1 protein-coding gene is annotated in these 508 nt (G+C 47.8%); it reads right to left on the minus strand.

The window, feature by feature from the left end:
• On the minus strand, positions 1-508 hold a 508-nt coding region (locus tag R7Q48_RS31460; protein WP_318134393.1), incomplete at both ends, for a class I adenylate cyclase.

Raw genomic sequence — 508 nt, forward strand, 5'->3', positions numbered from 1 at the left:
ATGTCTTGCGGGCTGATCGCGGATGTGATGTCGTTGCGACGCGCAAACTGAATCAAGTTACGGTAGCTCTGCATCAACGCATCAAGCAACGCATGATGTACGACTTTCACCTGTTCAACTTTCCAGTTGCGGCGGTCATCGAGCTCGGCAACCACGCTGTCATCCCAATTCCATTTCGCAATCATGTCGCTCAGCGCTTCACGACGCCAGGCCACTGAACCGACATCTGGTTCACGCGACAGCTTTTCATGGGTTTTGAGATAAAAACAACGACGCACCAAATCCAAACGTGTATCGTCTTGGATTCGTTCTAAATAGCGCGTAACTTTTTCCAACATTAAGTAGTATGCGTCCATGCCATAGAGATCTGGCTCATGGGCAAAGAATCGACGCTTGGTATCAATACTTAACAGTTGTGTGTGCGGGTATTCCCACGAGTAAGCTTCCAGCAGAATGGCTTTTAATACCGACTTGTATGGCGAATCGATACTTTTGTACAGTTGCCATA

Source organism: Vibrio sp. 378 (genome assembly GCF_033339435.1).